Source organism: Rhizobium sp. Nf11,1 (assembly GCF_050587665.1).
GTDB lineage: Bacteria > Pseudomonadota > Alphaproteobacteria > Rhizobiales > Rhizobiaceae > Rhizobium.
In genome coordinates this window covers 253,488-268,277 of record NZ_JBOBHU010000006.1, presented here as the reverse complement: position 1 = coordinate 268,277, position 14,790 = coordinate 253,488, and the positions used below count along the sequence as shown (strand labels likewise).

The 14,790-nt window shown below is 64.2% G+C and carries 13 protein-coding genes and 1 pseudogene; 6 read left to right on the top strand and 8 right to left on the bottom strand.

Annotated elements, in window-relative coordinates; genetic code table 11:
• The first annotated feature begins 130 nt into the window (after nt 1-130).
• A complete protein-coding gene (locus ACQ7C1_RS12240; RefSeq protein WP_430958441.1) occupies nt 131-1,552 on the top strand; it encodes a PLP-dependent aminotransferase family protein in 1,422 nt (473 codons plus the stop codon).
• Nucleotides 1,553-1,851: 299 nt separating this feature from the next.
• Here the strand turns inward: ACQ7C1_RS12240 and ACQ7C1_RS12235 are convergent, their stop codons facing one another.
• Nucleotides 1,852-2,253 (bottom strand): response regulator, encoded by a 402-nt coding sequence (locus ACQ7C1_RS12235; protein ID WP_430958440.1) that lies wholly within the window; start codon nt 2,251-2,253, stop codon nt 1,852-1,854.
• A 10-nt stretch (nt 2,254-2,263) separates the two neighbouring features.
• On the bottom strand, nt 2,264-4,006 hold the full coding sequence (locus ACQ7C1_RS12230; RefSeq protein ID WP_430958439.1) for an ATP-binding protein: 1,743 nt from the start codon (nt 4,004-4,006) through the stop codon (nt 2,264-2,266).
• A gap of 86 nt (nt 4,007-4,092) precedes the next feature.
• Between ACQ7C1_RS12230 and ACQ7C1_RS12225 the strand changes: the two genes are divergently transcribed.
• Nucleotides 4,093-4,626, top strand: a complete 534-nt coding sequence (locus tag ACQ7C1_RS12225) for a GNAT family N-acetyltransferase (RefSeq protein ID WP_430958438.1) — start codon at nt 4,093-4,095, stop codon at nt 4,624-4,626.
• A gap of 282 nt (nt 4,627-4,908) precedes the next feature.
• Here the strand turns inward: ACQ7C1_RS12225 and ACQ7C1_RS12220 are convergent, their stop codons facing one another.
• Both ACQ7C1_RS12220 and ACQ7C1_RS12215 read right to left on the bottom strand, forming a co-directional pair.
• A complete protein-coding gene (locus tag ACQ7C1_RS12220; RefSeq protein ID WP_085778622.1) occupies nt 4,909-5,538 on the bottom strand; it encodes a Vgb family protein in 630 nt (209 codons plus the stop codon).
• 27 nt (nt 5,539-5,565) lie between these two features.
• The gene (locus tag ACQ7C1_RS12215; RefSeq protein ID WP_430958437.1) at nt 5,566-6,786 is read right to left on the bottom strand and encodes a helix-turn-helix domain-containing protein; all 1,221 of its coding nucleotides are present in this window, start codon (nt 6,784-6,786) and stop codon (nt 5,566-5,568) included.
• Between the two features lie 113 nt (nt 6,787-6,899).
• On the opposite strand from ACQ7C1_RS12215, the gene ACQ7C1_RS12210 reads away from it, so the two are divergent.
• Both ACQ7C1_RS12210 and ACQ7C1_RS12205 read left to right on the top strand, forming a co-directional pair.
• Entirely contained in the window at nt 6,900-7,697 is a 798-nt protein-coding gene (locus tag ACQ7C1_RS12210) for a DUF899 domain-containing protein (RefSeq protein ID WP_430958436.1), read from the top strand.
• Between the two features lie 17 nt (nt 7,698-7,714).
• Nucleotides 7,715-7,924 (top strand): annotated as a pseudogene (locus ACQ7C1_RS12205) (hypothetical protein); the annotation flags it as partial.
• 60 nt (nt 7,925-7,984) lie between these two features.
• Here ACQ7C1_RS12205 and ACQ7C1_RS12200 read toward each other — a convergent pair.
• On the bottom strand, nt 7,985-8,992 hold the full coding sequence (locus ACQ7C1_RS12200; protein WP_430958435.1) for an SDR family oxidoreductase: 1,008 nt from the start codon (nt 8,990-8,992) through the stop codon (nt 7,985-7,987).
• A 275-nt stretch (nt 8,993-9,267) separates the two neighbouring features.
• Between ACQ7C1_RS12200 and ACQ7C1_RS12195 the strand changes: the two genes are divergently transcribed.
• Together ACQ7C1_RS12195 and ACQ7C1_RS12190 are read left to right on the top strand one after the other, a co-directional pair.
• A complete protein-coding gene (locus ACQ7C1_RS12195; RefSeq protein ID WP_430958434.1) occupies nt 9,268-10,290 on the top strand; it encodes an LLM class flavin-dependent oxidoreductase in 1,023 nt (340 codons plus the stop codon).
• Between the two features lie 184 nt (nt 10,291-10,474).
• The gene (locus ACQ7C1_RS12190; RefSeq protein WP_221112275.1) at nt 10,475-11,380 is read left to right on the top strand and encodes a LysR family transcriptional regulator; all 906 of its coding nucleotides are present in this window, start codon (nt 10,475-10,477) and stop codon (nt 11,378-11,380) included.
• Here ACQ7C1_RS12190 and ACQ7C1_RS12185 read toward each other — a convergent pair.
• From ACQ7C1_RS12185 to ACQ7C1_RS12175, 3 genes are all read right to left on the bottom strand, one after another.
• Complete coding sequence (locus ACQ7C1_RS12185; protein WP_430958433.1) at nt 11,340-12,632, bottom strand: MFS transporter; 1,293 nt, start codon at nt 12,630-12,632, stop codon at nt 11,340-11,342. The two genes, ACQ7C1_RS12190 and ACQ7C1_RS12185, sit on opposite strands and share 41 nt — an antisense overlap.
• Complete coding sequence (locus tag ACQ7C1_RS12180) at nt 12,629-13,279, bottom strand: winged helix-turn-helix domain-containing protein (protein ID WP_430958432.1); 651 nt, start codon at nt 13,277-13,279, stop codon at nt 12,629-12,631. The genes ACQ7C1_RS12185 and ACQ7C1_RS12180 overlap by 4 nt, the downstream gene beginning before the upstream one ends.
• 181 nt (nt 13,280-13,460) lie before the next feature.
• Nucleotides 13,461-14,558, bottom strand: coding sequence for an adenylate/guanylate cyclase domain-containing protein (locus ACQ7C1_RS12175; protein WP_430958431.1), 1,098 nt, complete (start codon nt 14,556-14,558; stop codon nt 13,461-13,463).
• Nucleotides 14,559-14,790: the final 232 nt, after the last annotated feature.

Below are 14,790 nucleotides of genomic sequence, written 5' to 3'. Positions count from 1 at the left end.
AACGGCATGCATAAACAATAAGCTGAGGCGCGTTGGTTGAATCGAATTCGCAAGAACGGGCCGTCCAGTCTTATCCGCCAACACCGATAGCCACGACAGTGACGGTCTGATACGATTTTGCAAAACTGTTATGGCTCAAAAGGCAGTACGGATGAACGAAGAGATAACGGGCCGCACGCGCGTCGAGATGGTGATGGCGACGATCCGGCAGCGCATCGCCGGGCGCAGCCTGACGCCGGGGGCAAGGCTGCCCTCCGTGCGCGGCCTCGCAGCCAGCATGAAGCTCTCGACTTCGACCGTCGTCGACGCCTATGAGCGCCTGGTCGCCGAGGGCGCGATCGTGTCCCGGCCGGGCTCCGGCTTCTATGTCGCCAATCAGGCTGCCCCCTTCGCGCTGACCGAGGCCGGGCCGAAGCTCGACCGCGCCGTCGACCCCTTCTGGATTTCGCGGCAATCGCTGGAGGCGGATGAAGCCGATCTGAAGCCCGGCTGCGGCTGGCTGCCGCCCTCCTGGCTGCCCGGCGAGGGCATGCGCCGGGCGCTCAGAACGCTTGCGCGCGCCGAGGGGAAGGCCCTTGCCGATTACGGCTCGCCGCTCGGCCTGCCGCCGCTGCGCCAACTGATTTCGCGGCGCATGGGCGAACGCGGCATCGAGGCCTCGCCGGATCAGATCCTGCTCGCTGAATCCGGCACGCAGGCGATCGACCTTCTCTGCCGTTTCCTGCTCGAACCCGGCGACACGGTGCTGGTCGACGACCCCTGCTACTTCAACTTTCACGCACTGCTGCGCGCCCACCGGGCAAAGATCGTCGGCGTGCCCTACACACCGTCAGGCCCCGATCTCGAACTCTTCGCACAGACGCTCGCCGAACATCGGCCCCGGCTCTACATCACCAACTCGGCCATCCACAATCCCACCGGCGCGACACTCTCTCCCGTCACGGCCCACCGGGTGCTGAAGTTCGCCGAGCAGTTCGACCTCACCATCATCGAGGACGATATCTTCGCCGATTTCGAATATGTGGCAGCGCCCCGCCTCGCCGCTTTCGACGGGCTCGAGCGGGTCATCCATATCGGGAGCTTTTCCAAAACGCTTTCGGCCTCCGCCCGCTGCGGCTTCATCGCCACCAGGCCCGAATGGATCGAGGGCCTCACCGACCTCAAGATCGCCACCTCCTTCGGCGGCGGCCGAATGGCGGCCGAGCTGGTGCTCAACGTCTTGAGCGACGGCGGCTACCGCAAACACATGGAAATGCTCAGGCAGCGGCTGGCGCGCGCCATCAACGAAGTCTCGGCGCGCCTGAAGGGTTTGGGGATAAAGCCCTGGCTTGAGCCCCAGGCCGGCATGTTCCTCTGGTGCCGACTGCCGGACGGCATCGACGCAGCTGATGTCGCGCGGGCGGCGTTGGAAAAGCGGATCGTGCTGGCGCCAGGCAATGCGTTCAGCCTGTCGCAATCGGCGACGAATTTCATGCGGTTCAATGTGTCGCAGACGCTGGATGAGAGAGTGTTTGCGGTGTTGGCGGACGTGTTGGGAAAGACCGCACGATAAAGCTTACAGCACATCCCTCGGAAAAACGGCGAAGACATCAGAGCGCCCGACGGTCATGCAGTGAGACACCCCCTCTGGCCTGCCGGCCATCTCCCCCACAATGAGGGAGATTGGCTGGAAGCGCCGGTTTCCCCAAACAATCAGCGCCGCAAACTGCGCAACGTTAGTGATGCGCGAAGGTCAGGCCTCCTGCCGATCTCCACCCTTGCGGGGGAGGTGGCCCGCAGGCCAGAGGGGGTGCCACACAGCACGCCGGTAGAATAGCCAACGATTTCGGACGCGCTGGTCTCGCCCACCCATCAAAACGACCGATTGAGCGCCTTATCGTTCTCCAGCCGCGTCACGCAGCCCTCCAGCTTGGCAAGCAGCAGGTCGAAGTCGAGCGGCTTCGTCAGATAATCCGCCGCCCCGGCCCGCAGGCCGGCGAGCGTGTTTTCCCGGTCTGTCAGCGCCGTCAGCATGATGAAGGGAATGTTGGAGAGCTCCGGATGATTGATCTGGATTTCCGCCAGAAGCTGATGCCCATCCATAACAGGCATGGAAATGTCGCTGATGACGATATCCGGCCATTTCGACAAGATCATTTCCAAGCCATCGGCGCCGTTCGAGGCCTCGAGCGTCCTGTAGCCGGCTTCGTTCAACTCTTCGACGAGGAGATTCCGGATCTCGACTTCGTCTTCTATGCACAGGACTGTAACCATAAGCTCTTCCTTAAGCTGCGACTTGTTGATCCGACAATAGACATTCTATTGGCAGAGAAATGATAAATGTTGTGCCCTTGCCAAGCTCGCTCGTCACCTCGACCGTGCCGCCGTGCAGTTCGATGACCTGCTTGACGACGTTGAGGCCAAGGCCGGTTCCGGCAATACCCGTCGCGCTTCGGGCGCGATAATAAGGTTGAAACAGTTTCGGCAGATCATCCGCATCCATGCCGATGCCGCTATCGGCAATGGTGATTTCCACCATTTTCTTGTCAACCCGCGCGCGCACATAAATATCAGGCTGATCGGGCGAATATTTGACGGCGTTCGAAATCAGATTGGTGAAGACCTGCTCCATCGCGCTTCGGTCGAAGGTCAATATGCCAGGTATGAGCTCGAGATCGAGATGAAAGACATGCGAAGGGCTAAGCTCGCGCTGTCGATCGCAGCAGGTGATGAGCAAGACTTTCAGATCACCCTCGCTCCGCTTCAGTATGATCTTTCCGGTTTCGAGCCGGCCGCTGGCAAGGATGCTCTCCATGAGATCGACCATGCGCACCACCGCGCTGCGGATCACTCCGGCTTTTTCGTGAACATACTCACCGCTGACGTTGGTCGTCGAGCGGCAGAGCCGCTGGGCGGCCGCGTCGATGATGGCAAGCGGCGTTCGAAATTCGTGCGAAGCCATGGCGACGAACTGGCGCTGCAGCGCATTCACCTGGCGTTCGTGCACCAGCAGGCGGTCCAGCTCCTGCCTTTGTCTTTCGATTTCGGCCGTTCGGTCCGCCACCATCTCTTCCAGATGGTTGCGGTGGTGGGTGAGCTCGGCCTGACTGTCCAGCAGGGTCAGCGAAGTGCGATGCAATCCCCGTCCGAGCCAGAACACCGCAGCGATCAGCAGGGCCAGACAGCCGAGTCCCGCCGGCGCGACCTGCTGAAGCAGCATGAAGCCCGGGCGGATCGGCTGCCACACGAGATAGCCGACCACCCCGCCGTCATGGGACAAGACGGGCACTTGCGCCCGCTCATCTTCACCCTTCGAAGGAGAAAAATGCAATCCTTCCAGCCGCGCATAATGGGCGACGCTTTCAGCAGCTTTTCCGTCGATGAACTTGACAGAGACGGCGATGAATTCCTTACCCGCCTCGATTTGCATCCTTGTCGAACTCGGCAGAATGGGGCGCGCGCTTGTTATCGCCGGTCTGTTGCCGATCATGATCGTGCGTACCCTGGCCAGCTGGCCAAGCGGTTCGTCACCGGTCCTTTTGCGCTCGACGAGAGCCGCCCGCATCTCGCCGGTCAGCGCCGTCATTTCCTCGCCGTCGTCGCTGCCGAGGTGCGGCGGCATGGTGTCCGTCCCGTCGCGGTAGGCAAACAGCAGGCGATTGCTATCGTCGAAGATATAGGTTCTGTCGTGTCCGAAATATTGGCTCGTCCAGCGGCCGACATTGTCAAGCAACCATTCATGATTCCGCTGCTTGGAATAAAGGAAGGCGTCGTCCCATTTGGTGACGCTTTCCTGTTCTCTGGGAAGCGCCTTTATCTGCTCATCCAGTCCTTGTCGCACAAAGTCGGCCTGGCGGCGCAAGTAGAGATCATCGACCTTCACGGCGGCGAGCCATGCAAATCCGCACAGCATCACGGCCGCCGCGCAGGTTAGCGCCACCAGGACGAGCATGATGTGCGATGTGAGCCTGACCTTCAATACTCGCAACCTTTTGATGGCGCCCGTTCCTTCGAAGTTGACACGCAAAAGTTGACGGACGGTGAATTATGCGCTTCGGTGCGGGTCTGCGACATGTCTGTCTTGGATATCTCGCTGTCTGCGAAGGAGAGCTTGTGGCCGCAACGACACCCAAAACGTCAGGCATCAGCGTCGAATCGATCACTGCTGCGCATATCGACAGTTTTCATCGCGCCTTGGACCTCGTCGCTCGGGAGAAAAAATATCTGTCCATGCTGGAAGCGACGCCCCTGCCTCAGACGCGTGAGTTCGTAAAGGGCATGATCGCAAAGGGCAATCCGCAATTCGTTGCCGTGATTGGCGAAGAGGTCGTCGGCTGGTGCGACATCAGCCGGCATTTCTTCCCGTCCCACGCTCATCGCGGAAAGCTCGGCATGGGGATTCTTCCCGACTATCGCGGCCAGGGGCTTGGACGGAAGCTCATCGAAACGACACTGAGAGCCGCGCGGGAAGCTGGTTTTGTCAGGATCGAACTCGATGTGTACGAGGACAATAGCCGTGCGATCGCACTCTATGAAAAACTGGGCTTCGTGCGCGAAGGCATAATCCGGCGCGCCGCGCACATCGATGGTCGGTTCATCGATGCGATCGGGATGGCGCTTTTATTCGAAGATGATGGGTCTGCATAAATCGGTGTATTCTCAGCGATTTTGTTTCCGCGTAACCAACTGGTTGGTGCCGGCACTCAAGAGAGCCTCATCCCCCTGGGCCGCAACGGCGAAGGTGGACGTGCCGGCGATGGGGGCGGCAAGGAGCAGCGTTGGGGCGGTGCTTCGAGGCTCCGCCTACGGGCTGCGCACCTCAGCATGAGGGGCTCGGGGGAATGCCGCGCCTTAACAGCTAAAGCAGACGGATATCGCGCCAAAGCTCCTTCTTGCAAGGAGCAGCACCCGCACCCGGCGGCGCAGCGCTCATGGCCGGCGCACGGCGCGGATCTTGCCGCTATTGCCTCCGCCACAGAAGAAGCAGCCTGCGCCGTCGGATTCGAGCCCGGAGACGCCGGCGCCTTCGGGCATGTCGAGCCGCTCCAGCACCTCGCCCGTCTGCGGATCGATGCGCCTGACGTCGCTGTCGTCGCCCTCCCAGGTGCCGTGCCAGAGCTGGCCGTCGACCCAGGTGACGCCTGTGACGACGCGGTTGGATTCGATAGTGCGCAGGATCTTGCCGGTTTCGGGATCGATCTGATGGATCCTGCGGCCGCGATGCTGGCCGACCCAGAGCGTGCCCTCGGCCCAGGCAAGGCCGGAATCGCCGCCATTGCCGGGCGCCGGGATGGTGGAAAGGATCTGGCCGGTCTTGGGGTTGATCTTGTGAATGACGTCCTCGGCGATCTGATAGAGGAACTCGCCGTCGAAAGCCGTGCCGGCATGGGAGGCGACCTCGATCGACCGCACCACCTCACCGCTTTCGGGATCGAGCGCGTTCAGCCTGTCGCCTGAGGCGAACCAGACATGCCGGCCGTCAAAGGTGACGCCGTGAACGCGCTCAGCACCCGGAAAGGGTCCATATTCACGCAGAATGGTCGCAGCCGATGTCTTCATGTCTTCCTCCATGTCGGTTGACTGATACTAGTCGCTCGGCAGTGGTCCCGGGAGTAACAAGATCGTCGGGAAAGAGGAGAGCGGCGGGCTCATCCAGCGGCGTGCCCGCCCGCGTCCGATCGCTTGCACCTTCTCCTCGCCAGCGAGCGCATCCAGCGCCCGCTGCACGGTGCGCGGACTGGTGCCGAGCGCGATTGCCAGCGCCGAACTCGACCACGCTTCGCCATCGGCGAGGAAAGCGAGCACCGCCGCATGCGGCCCTTCGACGAGCGGCGCAAGCACGGCAACCTCAGAAGCGCCGGCAGCGGAAAGGGCAAAACCGCGCTTGGTAGCCGAGACTTCCGCCAGGCCGGCTAATTCCGCGCGCAGCCGGCCGATCTCGACGCGCAGCCGGGCGCGATGCGATTCATCGGCATGCTTGCCGCGGAAGGCGCGTGTGATCAGCACCCCTCGCGACACATCCGCCGGCCAGGCTTCGGCAAGCGCACGAGCGAGCGCGAAAAGCACTGGCCGGCTCGCCAGCGGCACTACCGCGCCACCCGCGCGCACGACATGTCGGCAGGCATCGACGACGAGCGCGCCATTTGAAAAGAGCGCCTCCACCTCGGCAAGCAGCAGCGACCGGTCATACCCACGCGAAACCAGCCGCGCCGCCGGCAGATCGAGCACATGTCCAGCGGCTTCGACCTCCGCCGTCAGCACCGGCATATTCGCCCGCTCGGCCGCAACCTGTGCCCGTTCGAGTGCTGCGCGTGCCGCATGCGTGCGCAGGCGCCGAACGGCGATGCCGGCCGCAACAAGCTCATGGGCGGCCCGCAAGGCCGGCGGCAGCGGCGTCGGATCGAGCGCAGCCAGCGCCTGCTCGGCTTCGTCGAGGCGGCCGATCAGCATCAGCCGGCGAATGGCGATATTGCCGGCGTGGGCGGCGTTGATCCGGTCGCCATGCGCTTCCAGAAGCTTGCGCGCCGCCTCCAGCGCCTTCGGCGGCCAGGTGAGATCGCGCGAGACGAGCGCGATCTCTGCCTCGGCGACGACACAGCGGGCGCGGGCCACCGCCTCCCGCGGCCCGAAAGCGCGCGCGGCACTCTTCAACAGCGCCTTGGCGCGGATGAGATCTCCGAGCTGCGCCATGGCGATGCCGCGCAGCGCCAAGGCCGGCGCGTCGTCGCGCAGCGCCACCCGTTTCAGCGCTCCAAGCGTATCGCCAGATGCCAGCGCCTGTGCAGCGGCCGTAATCAGCGAGTCCATTCAAATCCCGTCACACTTGTCACTCCCGGCATTTGTCCTCCCGCCGTAATCTTCTTTCAACGGCAGGCAACCGCGCCGGATGCTACGACGAGAGACAGGCAAAGGAGAAGACCATGACGGCAATGCTGAATGCAACCCGCGATCAATGGCTGGCGGCGAGACTTGATTTGCTCGAGGAGGAAAAGGAACTGACGCGGCAAAGCGATGCGCTGGCGGCCAAACGCCAGCAATTGCCCCGTGTGAGGATCGAAAAGGACTACCGCTTCGATACCGAACGCGGCGAAGCTTCGCTGAAGGATCTGTTCGGCGGGCGTTCGCAGCTCCTGATCTATCACTTCATGTTCGGACCGGATTACAGCGCCGGATGCCCCTCCTGCTCCTCGATCGCCGACGGTTTCAACGGCTTCTTCGTCCACCTGGAAAACCACGATGTCGCCTTCTGGGCCGTCTCGCGCGCGCCGCTCGCAAAGCTTGAGGCCTTCAAGCGGCGCATGGACTGGAGCTTCCCCTGGGCCTCCTCGGCCGGCAGCGATTTCAACGCCGATTTCAGCGTCTGGTTCAGCCCGGAGCAGCAGCGTCTCGGCGAGATCGAATACAACTACCGTCGCGAACCGCCCGCCCCCGAACCGCCGGGGGGCAAGACCGTGCCGGAATGGCAGGCGCGCGGCAGCGACGAACCCATCGTCCAGATCGCTTCGATGACCGGCACCGACGTTCCCACCTACACCCGCGACCGGCCAGGCGTCAGCACCTTCGAACTCATCGACGGCGGCGTCTACCACAGCTATTCCAGCTATGCGCGCGGGCTGGACGGGCTCTGGGGCATGTACCAATGGCTCGACCGCGCGCCCAAAGGCCGCAACGAAACCGGCATCTGGTGGCGCCACCACGACCGCTACGGCAAGGAGTGACCGTCATGGCGCTGGCTGCCTCCGACTACCTCTCGCTTGCCGCCGCCCCGACATTTGCCATCATGGCACTGCTGACGGCCGCAACCGGCAGCCCCGACATGATCTGCATGACCACGCCGGATGCCCTCCCGATCGGCGGGATGGTGCCGATGTACCTGCTGATGAGCGGCTTTCATCTGGCTCCGTGGCTAAGGCTCGCCGGCAGTCAAAGGCTGGGCCGCAGATGATGGTTCAGCCCTCACAAGTCCGTTTATGGCGTGGGCAAGCACCCACGCCATCTAACCTGTCTACCAAAACCTGTGCCGACTGCCCAAGGCCAGCCGCCGGCGCGGGTACGTCCTCGGCCCAGCAGCCGCAAGCGCCAGCACGGCGACAGCGGCAAGGCCGAGGAGGAGCGGCGCCGAATATCGGCGCGGCGATCGCAGTCCGCCGTCAATGCGGGCGGTATCGGTGGAGGGCCGGTAGAGATTGCCATCGCTTTCGACGGCGCGCGGCGCCCGCTTGAAATAGGCAGCCATCAGCCGGCCGAGCGTCCTGGCGGCGAGATTAGGCGCCAGCAGATGGGCGAGCCGCGTCGCAGTTGTGACCACGCCGACGGTGGTGGTTGCGCGTGGCGATCTGGCGACGCCGACGATCGCCTCGGCGACCCGGCGCGCATCGAGCACCGGCGGCGGCGCGGAAACCTGGCGGCCGACATAATTGGCGCCGTGCCTGAGGCCAGGCGTATCGACGAAGGCGGGATAGACGTCGCAGACATGAATGCGCGGCTTGTCGGCGACCTCCGCCCGCAGCGCCTCGGAGAAGCCGCGCAGGCCGAATTTGCTGGCGCTATAGGCGGCCGCGAACGGTGCCGCCGCAAAGCCGCCGAGCGAAATCATGTTGATAAAGACGCCCCTGTCCTGCTTCAAGAAGATCGGCAGCACCGCATGGGCATCGTTCATGTGGCCGATCAGATTGGTGCGGATGATCTGCTCATGCGCCTCGATCGGCGTTTCCTCGAACCGACCGACCGCGCCGACGCCGACATTGCTCACCCAGACGTCGATATCGCCGAGAGCCTTTGCCCTGTCGGCCAGCGACCGCACGGCAGCAGGCTCGGTAACGTCGGTAACAACGGAAATCGCCTCCGCACCCAGACCCCGGCACGTCTCGGCAACCTTTTCCAAGGCCTCGCCGTTGCGGGCCGCCAGCACCAGCCTGCTTCCGCGCCGAGCGAAGGCCTCGGCAGTGGCCTGACCGATGCCGCTCGATGCTCCCGTAATGACGACCACTGCATTTTCGAGATTGATAGACATCGTTCCGCCTCTCTGTCCTGGGGAAAGCGCCGGCGCCACAGCGCGCATCCATCAAACACCTCCGTGAAAGCGGAGTTCCCGAATGACGACCGCTGCCAGCATACTCGGCCCGGGAAAAGCGACTCATTTCCCGATATTTGCGGGCATTGTCTCGCATCCCGCTTCTGCAAGAGTCGCCGGCCAAGCGCAGCGTTCCATCCGGTTACGATTGTCTTGCGCACCGAAACTATGCGATGACCAATCTACCAAGAGATGCAACGGATAAAAGGCGCGCCATGAAGAAGATCGGTTTTCTCTCGTTCGGGCACTGGACGCCCTCGCCCCAATCGGAGACGCGCTCGGCAGGTGATGCGCTGCTGCAGTCGATCGACCTTGCCGTTGCGGCCGAGGAGCTCGGCGCCGATGGCGCTTATTTCCGCGTGCACCATTTCGCCCGGCAGCTCGCCGCGCCCTTTCCGCTGCTTGCCGCCGTCGGCGCCAAGACCAGCCGGATCGAGATCGGCACGGCGGTTATCGACATGCGCTATGAAAACCCGCTTTACATGGCCGAGGATGCCGGTGCTGCCGATCTTATCGCCGGCGGGCGGCTGCAACTCGGCATCAGCCGCGGCTCGCCCGAACAGGTGATCGACGGCTGGCGCCATTTCGGCTATGCGCCGCCGGAAGGTCAGAGCGAGGCCGACATGGCCAGGCATCATGCCGAAGTCTTCCTCGAAGTGCTGCGCGGCGAAGGCTTCGCCAAACCGAACCCGCGGCCGATGTTTCCAAACCCGCCGGGCCTGCTGCGCCTCGAGCCGCATTCGGAAGGCCTGCGTGAGCGGATCTGGTGGGGCGCAAGCTCCAACGCCACCGCCGTCTGGGCGGCCAAGCTCGGCATGAACCTGCAGAGTTCGACGCTGAAGGACGACGAGACCGGTGAGCCATTCCACGTCCAGCAGGCCAGCCAGATCCGCGCCTATCGTCAAGCCTGGAAGGAAGCCGGCCACACGCGCAAGCCGCGCGTTTCGGTCAGCCGCAGCATTTTCGCGCTGGTCGACGACCGAGACCGCGCCTATTTCGGCTACGGCAACGACGAAGGCGACAAGATCGGCTTCATTGACGAGAAGACGCGGGCGATCTTCGGCCGCAGCTACGCTGCCGAACCTGACGTGCTCGTCAAGCAGCTTGCGGAAGACGAGGCGATTGCTGAGGCCGACACACTGCTGCTCACCGTGCCCAACCAGCTCGGCGTCGACTACAACGCCCACGTCATCGAGGCGATCCTCGCTCACGTCGCTCCGGCGCTCGGCTGGCGCTGACGGCGAGGCTTGGCGCGAGCCTTCTATATGCGCTGTGGTAATGCGAAACGGCAGCTGTCGTCGGGCCGGCATCATTTCGATGCGCCCGGGACCTAACTGGCGCGGTCGGCGTTGATGATGCGAGCCTTGAATCGGTCACGTCGCGACCGACTTAAAGCTGCAGTCGAATCTCTCGAGTTGCCTCATGCCGCGCACGAACCTGAACGACATCCTGATCTTCATGGCCGTCGTCGATGCCGGAAGCTTTATCGCCGGGGGGCAGGCCATGGGCCTCTCCCGTTCGGCGGCGGGAAAGGCCGTCACCCGCCTCGAGGAGCGGCTCGGCGCGCGCCTGCTCAACCGTACGACGAGGACACTCAGCCTGACTGATGAAGGACGAGTGTTCTATGACCAGGGGCTGCAGATCCTGGCATCGGTCGACGAGGCGGAGGCGAGCATTGCGGGGCGAAGTGGTTTGCCGCGAGGCGTGCTCAGACTTGCCGTTCCCGATGTCTTCGGGCCGCTGGTCATGCTCCCTTTACTCGAAAAATATCTTCGCACGTGGCCCGACGTGCAGGTCGAAGTGAGCTTCACCGATCACGCGGCCGACATCGTCGAGGATGGCTTCGATCTGGCGATCGGAATTGGCGCGAAGTCGTCGGCCGCCGACAGCCGATTGATCACGCGCGTGATCGCCAGTGACAAGGTGCTGCTCTGCGCCTCGCCCTCCTATCTCACCGAACGCGGCGTCCCCAATGATATGGCGGATCTGGCCGCCCATGACTGCCTGTTCGTCACCAGCCGCGGCCAAAGGCAGGGCTGGCGCTTTCGCAGCGGTGGCGGCTGGATCAAGGCGCAGGGGCGCAGCCGCCTGAGGCTCGACAGCGGTGAAGCCCTCCACGACGCTGCCCTGGCCGGCTTCGGGATCGCTCTCCTGCCGAACTTCCTCATTGCCGCCGATTTGACCGCCGGCCGTCTCCGGCAAGTCCTCCCTGATCTAGAAACCGACGACACGAAAATCTTGGCGCATTATTCCGACAAAGGCGTGTTGGAGCCGCGCGTCCGCTGCTTCATCGATCTGTTGATCGAGGAATTCGGAGGTCAAGGCTAGGCCCGCGCGGCGCTGATGCCACCGCCTTGTCAAAACCGCGAAAGCTCTTGAGCGCCAGCGGAGAGAGGGTCGCGGCGAGGTAAGCGAGGCCGCAGAGGAGCAGCGCCGCGCCAAGCCCTATTGTGCTGATCAGCGCGCCACCGACGAGGCCGCCGAAGGGAATGAGGGCGAAGCAGAGGGCGGTGTTCATCGCGGTGACGCGCCCGGTCAGCGGTTTGGGGATGCGCTCGAACATCACCGCCGACAGGATCGGGTTGAGGAAACCGGAGGCAAAGCCTGCGATTGCGAGTGTTGCAAAGACGGAGCCGAGCGGCGCATCCACCGCGAGCACCAGGAAGCGCGGAAATCCGGTCAGGAGGAAGGCCACGGTATAGACGATCAGACGCGGCATGCGCTCGCCGATAACAGCGGCAATCGCCGCGCCCGCGATGGAAGCGCCGGAGAAGGCGGCGAACATCGCTCCGAGCAGCTCCGGCCCATGCCCGGCATTCTTCGTCCAGACGGGCAGCAGCACGGCGTGATAGGCCTGATCGAGCAGATTGGTGATCGCCACCATGGTGACAATGCTGACGAGCACGGCGTCGCCGCGCAGAAAGCGCCAGCCTTCCCGGAGATCGTCGAGATAGGATGACGTTCTGCCAGGCCGCGAGTCGGGCGCGGTTGGGATCTTGGGAACGCGGGCGGTGCCGGGTATGCCTGATGCAACGACCAAGGCAGCCGCAGCGAAGGTGGCGGCGTTGACGAGGAGCGCCTGACTCGGGCCGATCAGTCCGATCAGCGCGCCCGCGCCGGCCGCACCCACCGTCGAGGCCAGCCGCTCGATGGCGCTGGAGACGCCGGTCACCTGTTCGAGCGGCACTTCGGCGAGGGTCGCGATATCGGGAACCATCGCCTGCTTGGCGGCATCGGAAGGCCCGCGCAGCACACCCATGGCAAAGACGAGGGGCAGCAGCACCGGCACGGTCAGCACAGCGAAGAGATCGAGAAGCGGCACCAGCCCGACCGCGATCACGGAAGCCGTGTCGCAGATGATCGCGATGCGCTTGGCACCGATGCGGTCGATCAGCGGCCCGCCGAGCGCCTTGGCGAGCACATAAGGCAGCATCTCCATCATCGCCGTCAGCCCGGTCAGCACCGGGCTGCCTGTGGCGCTCAGCACCAGCCAGGGGATGGCGATGGTCGATAGCCGGGTGCCAGAAAATGAAAGTGTTTCTGCGGCGGCAAGCGCCAGGAATGGCCTGCCTTCTCTCACCGCTCGTCCTCCCGCTCGCGGTGCGGCAGCCGGCCCGGATAGGGGAAGGCGTGCAGCATGACATAGAAAGGAACCATGCCAGGATTCCGGGACGCCGCCTCCCCCAGCGGCGGGGCGGCCCGCATCGCTTCAAGGATGATGCCTGTCAGCCGCTTCGTCAGGGCCTCGGCCTGTTCCGCCGTCATTGGGATGATGATGTCGTCGGCCGCCGTCGCCCTGCGCCATTCCGCCGGCAGCTCGGCATATTCCTCCAGCGCCTGCTGCATCTGGCCGACCTGCAGCGAGAGAGCCGCCTGGTTGAAGGCCATGTCGAGATCGAGCGCTTCGCCTTCGGATTCGCTCGGGGGAACCGAGGTCAGCTCGTGGCTGGCGCGCCACCAGCGGTCGCGCCGCGAGACATGCGGCGCTTCCTCGATGAAACCGTATTGGGCGAGCTGGCGCAGGTGATAGCTCGTCGCGCCGCTGTTCAGGCCTAACCGAACGGCGAGCTGCGTCGCCGTGGCGGGACCGTCGATCCTCAGCATGCCGAGCATGCGCAGCCGAACCGGATGCGTCAGCGCCTTCAGCGCCGTCGGTTCGGGCACGACCCGGCTGACGGTGCGCGAGGCAACGGCATCTGCGGCAGGTTCGGAGTTCTGCTCCTTCATGACCCCATCATATATTCGCAAACACAGTTTTGCAAAGATTTCTTTGCAAATTTCTCCTAAGGTGTTTGATCTCCGGCAGTGGCCAGAATGATCACGCGCCAGTGCGAGCGATTAATAATCATGATTCTTGTGAGCGCCGAACATGGCATGGCAGGCGCATTCGGGCAGGCCATCTCAGGGCTCAATCCTCAGCCAAAGTGAAGACGGCGCAAGGCTCGGCGATGCCGCGCAGGGCGTGCTCGCCGAGCGGCGTCAGCGCGGCCTGGGTGTTCGCCGCCACGGCGCCTGAGATCAGCACGCTGTGGCCGAGCGGCTTGCAGAGCCCTTCCAGCCGGCTGACCAGATTGACCGCCGGGCCGATGGCGGTGAAGTCAAGCCTGTCGGCGGCGCCGATATTGCCCCAGAGGATTTCGCCGAAATGCAGCGCGGCGCCGAAGGGCAGCGGCGCCAGCCCCTGCGCCCGGCGCATCTGGTCCAGATGGGCCATACCGGCGCGGCTGGCTGCAACGGCCCGGAGCGCCGCCTCGCAGGCCTCTCGATCAGCTCCGGCCCCATTGCCGGAAGCAGCAGTGACGGGAAAGATCGCCAGCACGCCGTCGCCGATGAATTTCAGCACCTCGCCGCCGAAGGCATGTACGGCGCCGGCGACGCGGTCGAAATAAGCGTCGAGCGCGGATATCATCGCCTGCGGCTCCGTCACTTGGGAAAGCGCGGTGAAATCCCGCAAATCGGCGCAGAGAAGAGCGGCGCGAATGGTTTCGCCGGTGCCCCGAGCAAGCGCACCCGACTGAACGCGAGCCGCACTGCGCCGGCCGAGGTAGGCTTCCAGCAGCGCCGCCCGCGCTTCCCGCGCCGCAAGGGCTGCGAGCGGCGCCGCCGCAAAACGCGCGACGTCCTGCAGCCGCGCGGCTTCATCGGGAGAAAATTCGTCCGCCCCTGCCCCCTTGCCGATGCCCGCCCAGCCGAGCATGGCGCCGTCCCGCGAAGCTCCAATCCTCTCCTCCCAAACCGGCCCGAGCCCGGCCAGCCATTCGCGCCCGGCATCGCTTTGCGGTGCGGCGGCAAACCCCAGCGCCTCGATGACGGCTCCGGTTTCGGCCCGCCACAGCCAGCTACGCCGCGCTATGATCGGATGCGGCACCGAAAGTGTCAGCGCGCCGCCAGAAAGCCCCAGGCCGTCGGCCAGCAGCCGGCGCCCGAGCTCGGCCAGAAACCGTTCGGGGCCGGGGGAAGCCGCAGCCTCGTCAATCAGCCAGGCAATGGAGGAAGGCAGATCCATGGGTTAACATTGGCATTGCAACAGGACGCGGGCAACCCCGGGACATCAGCCCGACGGACACTCCTGCGGCCTCTCAGGAGGTCTCCTGCCCTGGCCAGATACTCGGCAGAGGGCAGAGCACGACTGACTTCATCGGCCAACTCAGGACACCTGTGGTGGATTTCCTATCGGCACTTGCCCCCGCCGAGTCCCTCCGCAACCCTGTCAACCCCACCTCCCAACAAGTCTGTGG

Excerpts from the sequence above, each read along its gene's own strand:
- ACQ7C1_RS12215 (WP_430958437.1), bottom strand. The coding sequence starts at position 6,786 with ATGGACTCGCTGATTACGGCCGCTGCACAGGCGCTGGCATCTGGCGAT.
- ACQ7C1_RS12235 (WP_430958440.1), bottom strand. The coding sequence starts at position 2,253 with ATGGTTACAGTCCTGTGCATAGAAGACGAAGTCGAGATCCGGAATCTC.
- ACQ7C1_RS12240 (WP_430958441.1), top strand. The coding sequence starts at position 131 with ATGGCTCAAAAGGCAGTACGGATGAACGAAGAGATAACGGGCCGCACG.
- ACQ7C1_RS12200 (WP_430958435.1), bottom strand. The coding sequence starts at position 8,992 with ATGTCTATCAATCTCGAAAATGCAGTGGTCGTCATTACGGGAGCATCG.
- ACQ7C1_RS12195 (WP_430958434.1), top strand. The coding sequence starts at position 9,268 with ATGAAGAAGATCGGTTTTCTCTCGTTCGGGCACTGGACGCCCTCGCCC.
- ACQ7C1_RS12220 (WP_085778622.1), bottom strand. The coding sequence starts at position 5,538 with ATGAAGACATCGGCTGCGACCATTCTGCGTGAATATGGACCCTTTCCG.
- ACQ7C1_RS12175 (WP_430958431.1), bottom strand. The coding sequence starts at position 14,558 with ATGGATCTGCCTTCCTCCATTGCCTGGCTGATTGACGAGGCTGCGGCT.
- ACQ7C1_RS12190 (WP_221112275.1), top strand. The coding sequence starts at position 10,475 with ATGCCGCGCACGAACCTGAACGACATCCTGATCTTCATGGCCGTCGTC.
- ACQ7C1_RS12210 (WP_430958436.1), top strand. The coding sequence starts at position 6,900 with ATGACGGCAATGCTGAATGCAACCCGCGATCAATGGCTGGCGGCGAGA.
- ACQ7C1_RS12180 (WP_430958432.1), bottom strand. The coding sequence starts at position 13,279 with ATGAAGGAGCAGAACTCCGAACCTGCCGCAGATGCCGTTGCCTCGCGC.